This window comes from Victivallis sp. (genome assembly GCF_048170485.1).
Taxonomy (GTDB): domain Bacteria; phylum Verrucomicrobiota; class Lentisphaeria; order Victivallales; family Victivallaceae; genus Victivallis.
Genome location: NZ_DBEXAY010000139.1, coordinates 1 through 10,720, shown reverse-complemented (window position 1 = coordinate 10,720; position 10,720 = coordinate 1). Strand labels below are relative to the sequence as shown.

The following is a 10,720-nucleotide window of genomic DNA, read 5'->3' as shown; positions in this document are numbered from 1 at the left end:
AATTTTTCAAAAAAAACGGGATTTTGGCTCTGCACGCAGCCGCCGGATTGCTCTGAAACATGCTGAATACAAACAGCAAATCGTTTTTTACGCAGTAGGTAACGTTTTTGGGAGAGTTATTTGCCGTGGCTGAAGCATCGAATGGAAACGCTCACCAGCTCGAAAACGGTTCGGAACGAGAAGAATTTTCTAGCGGTCGCCGTCACTGCCCGTCATTCCAGACGAATGCGCGGATCAGCCCAGGCGTAGGCGAGGTCGGCCAGCAGATTCATCACCACGAAGAGCAGGGCGCTGGTGACGACCAGCGCTTTCAAAAGCTGCAGATCGGAGTTGTAGAGCGCGTCCACTCCGGCGAATCCCAGCCCGGGAATGCCGAAGAACGATTCGAGCAGCAGGCTCCCGGTGAAGAGGAAGGGCAGGGCTGCACTGGCCCGGGTGATGATCTGGATCGCGGCGTTGCGCAGCAGGTGACGGCCGTAAATGGTCAGCGGCGAGGCGCCTTTTGCCGCCGCGGTGCGGAGGTATTCGCGCCGCAGTTCATTGACGAAGACGGTGCGATAGAAGCGGACATTTCCGCCGATGCCGCAGAGGATGCCGACCAGAACCGGCAGTCCGAGCGACCGCCATCCTTCGAATCCCCACACCGGGAAGAGGTCGTAGTAGTAGCCGAGAAACCACTGCGCGAAGATGATGACCACCAGATAGCTGATGCTCATTCCGGCGACGGAGATCAGCACGAGGCCACGGTCGATCCAGCTGTCTTTGAAGGCGGCGGCAAGGAGCGCGAGCGCCACGCCGATGACCAGTTCCCCGAGAAAGATCGGAACCATCAGCAGCAGCGAGGGCCAGACACCGCGCAGAAGAATCCGGCTGATCGGCTCCCGTGTGGTGAGGGTTTTGCCGAAGTCGAGCACTTTGACATAGGGGAAGGCGGCGTGGAACGAGACGATCTCCCCGAGCGCCCGGAAGAACTGGGTGCGGAACGGATTGGACTGGAGCCGGAAGAACTCCACCCGCTCCGTTTCCGCCTCATCAAAGCAGAGCGTCTCCTCTTCCGGCACTGCGGTTTCGACGGTTTTCCCCCGGGCGTCCGTGATTTGCATGACCAGCTGATCCGCGGGGAAGTTGCGATGCAGCAGGATCGCACCTTCCTTGCGTTCCGCCCCCGGCCGGAGGGGTTCCGCCCGGTCGTAGGCGGGATACGCCTCCGTGAGACACCGTCTGCCGAAGAAGAGCGGCAGATCGGCGCCAAGTTCGCGCCGGAGGGATTCCACCTCGTCGGGACGGGCGTTTTTGCCCAGCACCGCCGCGGCGGGGTCTCCTGCCGCGACGTTGAAGAGGAGGAACGTCAGTAGGACCACGCCGAGCAGAATCAGCACGGAATAGAGAGTGCGCCTGATGATGAAATAGAGCATAATCGATAATATACCATCTTTTCAAGCCTGCGGCAAGTGCGGCCGGGGAAAACGCCGTTCAGCGGGAGGTGGCGGCGTAGCCGTTCCCGCTCCGGTGGATGTGCACGATGCCGGGGGCCGGCAGATGCATTCCGGCAAGCGGGCGCTTCGCGTCGGCGGCGAGATCCAGAAAGCGCCGTCGCGTCTGAACCGATTTCTCCGGATCCATGTCGTAACTGGCGCAGAGCTCCGGCTTCGGCAGCTGAATCGCTGCGGCATGGAGCAGGTCGCCGACGATCAGCAGCGAGCCGGTGTCGAAGACGGTGTGCCCCGGCGTGTGTCCGGCGGCGTCGAGCGCCCGGATTCCGGGGAGCACCTCATCGCCGTATTGGAACGATTTTACCCGGCCCGCGTAGGCCGCAAGCACCTTCCTGGCAAGCTCCCCGCCGCTTCCGGAGGCCTTCTGCCAGAAGGCCAGCTCCGGCGCGGAGACCAGGAGCGTCGCGGTCGGAAAAACCGCTTTCCCGGCCGCGTCGATCAATCCGCCGATGTGGTCGCCGTGCATGTGGGTGAGCAGGATGAAGTCGATCTTCTCCAGAGCGATATCAAGTTGACCAAGCCTGGCGGTCAGAGCGCCCCGGCTGCCGCCGTATCCGGTGTCGGCGAGGATCTGTTTCCCGTTGCGTTTGAGCAGGAAGACGTTGACTGAGGCGGGGGCCGCGTCTCCGCCGGCCAGGCGGCGGAACTCCTGTTCCGGCAGGGCGGCGAAGAGCGTCTGCCGCATCGTCGTGGCGGCGTCCTGAATTGCGGTAACCTCGAATTCCCCGAACCGGGAGCTCGACAGCTCCGGTTCCGCGGCGTTTCCCAGTGTGAGCATTGCGGCTCCGGCCAGCAGCCAACGTTTCATCGATACACCTCTCGTTTTCGGGTTGTCGGCGGAAAACATCCACCCGAGCGACAATATATTGCTTCTTTGCCGGAAATCAAACAGTTTTTTTCGTCAACGCGGCGGCAATGTCACAAAATGGACATGACACGGGAGGAAAAAACGAAGTGTCTGGATTGACTTCCGCAGGAGTTTCTGGTATAATTTTATAAAATACAACGAGGACGAACCGAAAATGAAGAAAACCTACCGGGATATCGCCGCGGAGCTGTCGCTTCACGTGAAAACCATATACCGGGTGCTGAACAATGCGCCGAATGTCCGGCCGGTCACCCGGCGCCGGGTGATCGCCGCACTGAGCCGGAACGGTTTCTTCGACGGCGCCCGGATCGGCCGTGAGCGGATCGTTATCGAACAGCCGGAGCTCGAGTGGTCGGGCCGGATTGCAGAGCGGCTGATCCGGCAGCTGGATCAGCGGATTTTCGAACTCATTCCGCTCTCCCCGGAGTCCGCGCGACAGGAGTTTCTTCGTGCGGTGGAAGAGGCGTCCACCGTCGTTCTGCTGAGTGATCCTCCGGCGGAATGGATTACCCGGATTCGCGACGCCAATCCGGAGGCGGTTTTGATCAATCTCTTCGGAAATCACGGCGGAGACATTACGCTCGGCGAAGACCACTATCTCGGAGGAAAACTCGCCGCCAGACATCTGCGGCGCGTCGGCATTCATTCCGTCTGCATGCTCTCCTACGACCATCGAAGCGGCCATCGCAACCGCGGCGATGCGTTTATGGATGAATTTCTGCGCGACCATCCGGACGGGGCGTGCCGCCGCTGTTTCATCCGGAACTCCAGTCATGATGTATCGGAGGCGCTTCAGCCGCTGCCCGAGGCCTTTTTCGCCACCTGCGGCCAACTCGGTGACCGTCTCCATCAGTTGCTGACGGAGCGGGGCGTGCGGGTTCCGGATGAGGTCTCGCTTCTGGTCTACGACGGCCCGGATGAAGCATATCTGAAGAGTTTTCCTCCCGTCGATGCGATTGAATTCAGCATTCCGCAGGTGATCGATCTGGCGGAGTATTACATCACCAAGCGTCCGCTGCTGCTGCATCACGGGCCGTTCGCAACCCGGGTGGCTCCCCATCTTGTCACACGGGGATCCGTAAAAGAAAAAACAAAGGTCAAGGCAAAACAGGAGACGGTATGAAAACAACGGGGAAAACATTTACTCTTATTGAACTTTTAATAGTTATCGCGATCATTGCGATTCTGGCCGGCATGCTGCTGCCTGCGCTGAACAAGGCACGTTCGACCGCCCGGAGAATCGCCTGTACCGGGAATCAGTCGCAGATCGTCAAGGCGCAGACCATGTACATGAACGACAACGCCGGCTATGTGCTGATCGACGACAACCGCCGCAGTGAGGAATTCAACGCCTCCTCCCGTTACTGGCCGTGGGTATTGATGTTCCAGAAGTATCTTTCGGTTGATCCGGCGAATCCGGCGGCGTGCATCCGGCTGATGGTGTGCCCGGAGCAGACGGACCGGTATGAAAAAAGTCCGTCGCACGACTACTACCGCCCGGTGATCAGTTACGGGATGATGGAGCTGGTGGATGCGGCTTACGCCTCTTCTCTGCCGGACTTTTTCGATCGTTTCGGGACCGCGTTCTCCGTGACCGAAGAGGGGCGGTTGATCCAGTACAACCGGGTCGGCATCCTGAAACATCCGTCGGAATTCGTATTGCTCACCGACACGGTGCGGATCAGCGGAACTTCCACGCCGGTCGGCGCGCCGTACTTCCATGTTTATCCGCGCAAATCGGTCAAGGATATTTCGGTGAGTCTGCACCATCGGAACACCGGCTGCGTCGCTTATGCCGACGGCCACTGCTCCACGCTCGATCTCGCCGGCTTCCGGGTCGCTCATGGGGGAATCATTCAGCATTTTGCCGTCAACGGCGCTCAACTGCTCTACTAACTGTAAGAAATCAGGGAATCAAGATGGACAGCTCTTCTTTTGTGCCTCCCTTCCATGTCAGCGGGGGGGAGATCCGCGACGCCCGCGGGCGTTATGTCACGCTCTGGGGGGTCAACTACTACGCACCGTTCAACCACAACTTCTACAACATTGCCGAACTGGGGAAGGAGCACCTGCGGGCCGTGGATGAGGATCTGGATCATCTCCAGCTGCTCGGCGTGGATTTTCTCCGCCTCCACATGTACGAGCGGGAGATCACCGATCCCGCCGGAAACCTGGTGGAAAACGCCAATCTGCGGGTGTTCGATTACTTGATGGACCAGTGTGAAAAGCGCAATATTTTTCTGATGATCGCGCCGATTTCCTACTGGAACTCGGTGCAGAATCAGCTCGAACAGGAGCGGCTCTACGCCTACTGGAACATCGGGGCGCAGGAGGCGTTCGGCTTCACCAACTTCTATTCGATCGACGCTCTGTTGTGGCATCCGGAGGCACTCGCCTGCCAGGAGCGGTATTTCCGGTCGCTGTTCGCCCACCGCAACGCCTTCAGCGGGAAACTCCTGCGGGAATATCGCAATCTGGTGGTCTGGGAGCTGGTCAACGAAATGCAGTTCCCCGACCGGCGCCTGCTTTCCCCCGAGCCGCGGATCACCGCGGAGAACATGATCGAGGCGATTTGGTCGCGCGGTCCCCTGCGGCGGGAATTTCAGGAGCGTTTCCGCGCCTTCCGCGCCGAACTGCCGGAAGCGGTGACGGAGGAGGAGGCGTTCGGGCGCTTTCTGCGGCAGATGACCGAACACTATTTCCGTCGGTTCTGGGGCATGTCGAACGACTATTTTCAGGGATCGGTGCTGAACAGCCAGTTCTACTCCTACAACGGGGCGCCGCCGGAGGCGCTCCGCGAACTGCTGGACTCCTCCCCCTGGTTCGAAACGCAGAGCGTCGGGAACTACCTCAACGCCCACGGCTTCGACAGTGTCAATACCGATGACGCAAATCATCTGGCACTGGCCGACCGGCATTTCGAACGGCTGGCCGCCCGGACAACGAAACGACCGTGCATCGCCTACGAGTTCGACGCCAGCTGCACGTTGAATGGATATCCGCTGGCCGCGCTGGCCGCAATGTACGCCGCGAACGGCATTCAGCTGGCGGCCTATTTTACCTACACGCCGTCGGCGGTGGCGGCGTGGAATCCCGGCTGGTTGGTCCACTATCTCAACATCGCGCACACACCGGCACGGGCGGCGGCATTCCGCGCGGCGGGGGAGATTTTCCGGCATTGCCGGAACGGGAATCTGTGCCGGACTCCGGAGGAGTGGAGCTCGGAGAACTTCCTCATCCGGCGGGAGGGGGACCGGGTTCTCTACCGCGACCGGGCGAGCTATTGCCACAGCGGAGATTGCTCCGCTCCGCCGGTCGACCCGGCGGCGCTTCGGCTGGTCTGCGGTCGCGGCTCTTCGCCGCTGGTCTCCTGTGACGGGAACGGCCTTTACGTGCTGCATTCCACGGACGGGAACCGATGGGAACTTTCTCTGTTTCCGGAACAGCGCTACCTGCGGGAACCGGCACGGGGGCGGGCGTTTCTCTCGATGGCGAACCGCTTTGTGAGCTGCCTCCGGGAGCTGCCGGTTTCCCAGCTGTCGGAGCGGCCGCTGCGGCTTCGTTTTTCGCTGTTTGAAACGGTACGGTGCACCTGCCGGCGGACGGGGCGGGAGTATTTCGCCGAAGCAGGGGAATTTCTGCTTCCGCCCGGAGAATATCTGCTGGAACCCGCTCGAAAAGAACGCAATGCATAATCATTGAAGAAAGGAATGGACGTGAAAAAAATTTCGCTTTTGCTTGCCGTCTTCCTGCTGGCGGCGGGGGGATCGGGGTTCGCCGGAGATTTCTCCGGGCGGGAGGGATTTGTCTGGAGCGGTCATACCGTGCGGTGCACGGCGACGCGGCTGCCCGATGCTGCCAGCTGGTTCCGCACCGACATCCGGCGGAATCTGGAGATTTCGCGGTATGCCGGGAAACTGCTGGAGGTCTCCGGCGAGTTCCGCTGGATTGATTCGGTGCCCGCGTTGGGGAAAAAACAGGGCATGGTTCAATTGATCGTGCGGAAGCGGGGAGGGGGGGACTCCTATTTCGGCGCCTTCGTGACGCCCGGAGATACCGCCTGGAAGCGCTTCTCCTTTCCGGCGGAGGTCGGTTTCGAGGCGGAGTCGATCACGCTGCTGATCGGCTTTCAGCGTGCGGGAGGCTGTTTCGAAGTGCGGAATCTCAACGTCGAGATCCTGGGGAACGCTCTGCCGCTTTTCCGTTCCGGCAACCGGGCCTGGCTGGATGAGACCGCCGGAGACGGCCGGGGCGGCTGGACCGATCAGGGGCCGGGGCGGGATGGACGGGGCTTCCTCTCCCGCCTGCGGCAGCAGAGCCACGTTGCCGGCGTGCCGTTCTTTCTTACCGAACTGTGGAACCGGCAGATTCCCTCCATTGTCGTGATGAAATCCCGGCACAATCCGGCGGGGAGCGCCGGGGTGGAGTTCGCTTTCCCGACGCCGGTCAAGGCCCGGTATCTCTATTTGCTCCACGCGCTCTCCTACGCGAAGGGGAGCGGCGTAATCGGGCGGATTCTGCTGCAGACTCCCGGCGGCCGGCGCGAGATTCCGGTGACGGACGGGCGCGATGTCGGCGACTGGTGGGGGGGCAAAGCGGTGCCGAATGCCGGGGATGCGCTGCGGGTGAAACTGCCGGACGGCTCTGTGCGGGTTCTGTATGTGACCCGTTTAGAGCTTCCGGAGGAGTCGGTTTCCGCCGTCTCGTTTCAGCCGGAGGGCGGGGAGACGACCTGGATTCTCTGCGGCGCGACGCTGTCGGAGCGGAAGTTCGAGCCGGAATCCGCCCCTTTGCCGAAGCCGCTGACGATCCGGGAGGGGGCGGAGTGGGGGAAACCGCTGCGCTTTTCCAACCTTCATCTGCGGGAACCCGGTTCGATTCTGGATCTCTCCGGCCGGATGGAACGCCGGAAAATCAGCGAGGAGACCCGGGTGGTCATTCGCGACGGGCGGTTCGTCTACGCGAAAGAGCCTTCGCGGCGCATTCGTTTTTTCTGTTCCCCGGATACGATGAACCTGGGATTCCCCACCAATCTGGGCAGCCGCGGTCTGCTGGAGGTGTATGTCGGCGATCTGGTGCGGCACGGCTTCAACATGATCCGCATTCACATCAACAATGCATTGATGTACGCTTCCGGCACTCCGGCGGGGTTCAACACGCTGGCGCTGGACAACTTCGACTATCTGGTAAAGCTCTGCCGGGAGAACGGGATCTACATCATGATGAATGTGATGGAGTCGCAGTACGGCTTTTTCCCCCGGCCGTTCGACCGCTGGGGAAACCCCGAACGGTTCGATAACCGCAACCACATGGACATGCGCTACGCCCTCTATTTTTCCCCTCAGGCCCGGGAGAACTGGAAGGCGGGGGTGAAACGGCTTTTCGACCGGGTCAATCCATACACCGGCGTGAAGTTGAAGGAGGATCCGGCCCTGCTGCTGCTCGAAGGATACAACGAGCAGGAGTTTGCTTTCAACTATCGCGACATCACGCCGCAGAATCAGGCGCTGACCGTCGGCCCGTGGCGGGAGTTCCTCCGGAAACGCTATCGGACCATCGAGGCGTACAATGCGGAGCACAAGAGCCGATTTGCCGGATTTGAGGAGATTCCCTGTTTTACCATCCGGAAGAAGGATGATGACGTGAATGCATTCATCTATGAGGTCAGCCGGGATCTTCTGCGCTTCTACCGGCAGACGCTCCGGGAAGTCGGCGTCCGGGCGTATCTTACCAACTACGATTTCGTCACTTCGCTGCTCTACAATTTTGTCCGGCGCGACTGCGACTACGTGGGGATGCACAGCTATCACGATCACCCGCTGAACACCTCCGCCACCGGCCGGGGCAGTTACAACCGGCAGACCAGCAGCATCGCCGCCAACGCCTATTTCATCCGCAGCCTGACCCAGGGAAGAATTTTCGGCAAACCGGTGCTCAGCACGGAGTACGACCAGCCGTTCTGGAACCGGTATCGCTATGAACGTTCCTTCACGATGGGGGCGTATGCGGCGTTTCAGGATGTCGATGCGCTGACGCTCTGGGCGGAACCGGTCCGGCGGTCTTCCGTGACGGACGCCAATCCGTGGCGGGGTGGTATGATGCGGCCGTTCCGCGCCTCTGCCGATCCGCTCAGCGACGGGTCGCTTCTGCTGACCTGGTGCATGTTCATCCGCGGCGACGTTGCTCCGGCTGAGCACGCGGTCCGGGTCATCGCGGACCGGAAGTCGGTTTTCGAACGCAATCCCAATGCGGTGGAGTCGCCGGAGCTCACCTCGCTTTCGCTGCTGGTCCGTTATGCGCAGCAGAGCGTGGATTCTCCGGAGGAGGTGACGCCCGCGGGGGCGCGCGAGGTGCTGATCCCCTCCCGCGGGGGCGGCCGGATCCGGGTGGAGGGGATGTTCATCGAGGATGCCGGGAGTTCCGCTGGGTCGGAACCGCTCGTTGCCATGCTTCGCCGGAAGGGATTTCTGTCAGAAGCAAACCGTTCCGACGGGCGGACGGTGTTCGAGTCGGAGACCGGCGAACTCTATCTGGAGAACTCCCGGAACTTCATGACGGTCAACACCCCGCGTCTGCAGGGGATGTGCGGCCGCTCCGGCGCTGTCGCGCAACTGGCTGATTTTGAAGTGGTGTCGCACGATTGCGACGGCAATCTCTCGCTGGTTGCGATGGATGGCCTGCGGCCGATTCGGAACGCCGGGCGTCTGCTGCTGGTCCGGCTGACCAATGCGTTGAACAGCGGTATGAAGTTCGCCGATCAGGAGATGTGCCGGGTGGAGACTTACGGCACGGTTCCCGCGCTGCTGCGCAACTCCCGGTTCACGGTGAAGGTCCGGCACGCCAATGCGGCGGAACTGCGCCTGTACCCGCTGTCACTCGAGGGGAAACGAAGCGGTGTGGTCCTCGTTCCCGGCAGGGTGGAGAACGGTTGGGCGACCTTCTCCGTCGATACCTCCCGGGATGGCAACACCGTCTTCTTTGAAATTGCGCGGAACGTAAACGCGAAGCATTGAGAATGGAGAGGCGTGCGATGTGCGGTTGGCCCCAAAAACTGGACAACTTGACTTGGTGTAAAATGCCCGTAAATTAACTTGGAAAAGGAGGGCGTTTTATGAAAAAGTCGTATGACTCAAAATTCAAAAGCCGTGTAGCCTTGGAAGCGTTACGCGGGGAACTGACTGTGGCAGAGATCGCGGGGAAATACCAGGTTCATCCGAATCAGGTTCAGCAGTGGAAAAAGAAACTCATGGGAGGTGCTTCCGAGATTTTCCAGTCCAAAGCCGAACGGAAAGAAAACAAGCCGTATACCGAGGACGATCTGATGAAGAAAATCGGACGCCTCGAAATCGAGAATGACTTTTTACGAAGTGTGTCCTTGGCCTGCGGCTTGAATCCCGAAAAGCTCAAATAAGCGATCAGAATCCGGCTTTAAGCGTGAATCGTCAGTTGAAGCTACTTCAGGTTCCTCATTCAAGCTTTTATTACAAAAGCCAAAGAGAGATTTCCCGGACAGCTTCCGACGAGCGGGTCAAGGACGAAATGATGGAGATTTATATGGAGATGCCCTTTTACGGAGTTCCCCGTTTGACTGCTGAACTGAAACGCCGCGGGTACAGAGTGAATCATAAACGGGTGCGCAGGTTGCAGAAATGCTTGAATCTGCGGACGGTTTATCCACGTCCGCGTTTCAATACCTCGGAACCTCATCCGGAACATGAGAAATTCCCGTATCTTCTGCGCAAATGCAAGATAGAACGTCCGAATCAAGTATGGAGCATGGACATTACCTACACGGCGGTCGCTGGACATCGGGCATTTGTGATAGGAATCGTCGACTGGTTCAGTCGCAAGGTTTTGGCTTACAACGTAGTGAATACAATGGACGCTTTTCATTGTGTTGAAACGTTAAAAATGGCAGTGGATTCCTATGGGAAACCGGAGATTTTCAATTCGGATCAAGGGAGCCAGTTTACCAGTTCGAAGTTTGTGGAGGAACTTCGGAACCATGGCATTCAGATCAGCATGGACGGACGGGGACGATGTTTGGATAATGCAAAAATGGAGCGTTTCTGGTGGGCATTGAAATATGAGGACATCAAAATCAAAGAGTACGTCAGCTTGCCGCAGCTCCGCTTCGGGGTGCAGCATTATGTGAATTTTTATAACTCAAGGCGGATTCATTCGGCACTCCAATATCGAACGCCGGATGAAGTCTATTTCGGAACTTGTAATCGGCAAACAATGGGATATAGTAAACCAAGGGTCTTTACACCAATCTTTTAATAAAAGTTGTCCAACCTAGGGGTGAGGCGCAGAATACCCCTTATGTTTTGAATATATTTCCGGAACAACAAGTATC

General features: G+C 59.3%; 8 protein-coding genes. 6 read left to right on the top strand and 2 right to left on the bottom strand.

Annotated features, from left to right (window positions below; genetic code table 11):
• Positions 1–212: 212 nt before the first annotated feature.
• Both ACMLHG_RS07435 and ACMLHG_RS07430 read right to left on the bottom strand, forming a co-directional pair.
• The gene (locus ACMLHG_RS07435; RefSeq protein WP_417170090.1) at positions 213–1,415 is read right to left on the bottom strand and encodes an ABC transporter permease; all 1,203 of its coding nucleotides are present in this window, start codon (positions 1,413–1,415) and stop codon (positions 213–215) included.
• A gap of 58 nt (positions 1,416–1,473) precedes the next feature.
• The gene (locus ACMLHG_RS07430; protein ID WP_417170089.1) at positions 1,474–2,301 is read right to left on the bottom strand and encodes an MBL fold metallo-hydrolase; all 828 of its coding nucleotides are present in this window, start codon (positions 2,299–2,301) and stop codon (positions 1,474–1,476) included.
• Positions 2,302–2,515: 214 nt separating this feature from the next.
• Between ACMLHG_RS07430 and ACMLHG_RS07425 the strand changes: the two genes are divergently transcribed.
• The 6 genes from ACMLHG_RS07425 (at position 2,516) to ACMLHG_RS07400 (ending at position 10,644) form a co-directional block, all read left to right on the top strand.
• Entirely contained in the window at positions 2,516–3,484 is a 969-nt protein-coding gene (locus tag ACMLHG_RS07425) for a substrate-binding domain-containing protein (RefSeq protein ID WP_294433183.1), read from the top strand.
• Positions 3,481–4,257 carry a type II secretion system protein gene (locus tag ACMLHG_RS07420; RefSeq protein WP_417170088.1) on the top strand — a complete coding sequence of 259 codons (777 nt, stop codon included), beginning with the start codon at positions 3,481–3,483 and terminating at the stop codon, positions 4,255–4,257. Before ACMLHG_RS07425 ends, ACMLHG_RS07420 begins: the two co-directional genes overlap by 4 nt.
• 23 nt (positions 4,258–4,280) lie before the next feature.
• A complete protein-coding gene (locus tag ACMLHG_RS07415) occupies positions 4,281–6,056 on the top strand; it encodes a hypothetical protein (RefSeq protein WP_417170087.1) in 1,776 nt (591 codons plus the stop codon).
• Positions 6,057–6,077: 21 nt separating this feature from the next.
• The gene (locus tag ACMLHG_RS07410; protein ID WP_417170086.1) at positions 6,078–9,374 is read left to right on the top strand and encodes a hypothetical protein; all 3,297 of its coding nucleotides are present in this window, start codon (positions 6,078–6,080) and stop codon (positions 9,372–9,374) included.
• A 98-nt stretch (positions 9,375–9,472) separates the two neighbouring features.
• The gene (locus ACMLHG_RS07405) at positions 9,473–9,772 is read left to right on the top strand and encodes a transposase (protein WP_417170085.1); all 300 of its coding nucleotides are present in this window, start codon (positions 9,473–9,475) and stop codon (positions 9,770–9,772) included.
• Positions 9,773–9,795: 23 nt separating this feature from the next.
• A complete protein-coding gene (locus tag ACMLHG_RS07400) occupies positions 9,796–10,644 on the top strand; it encodes an IS3 family transposase (RefSeq protein ID WP_417170084.1) in 849 nt (282 codons plus the stop codon).
• Positions 10,645–10,720: the final 76 nt, after the last annotated feature.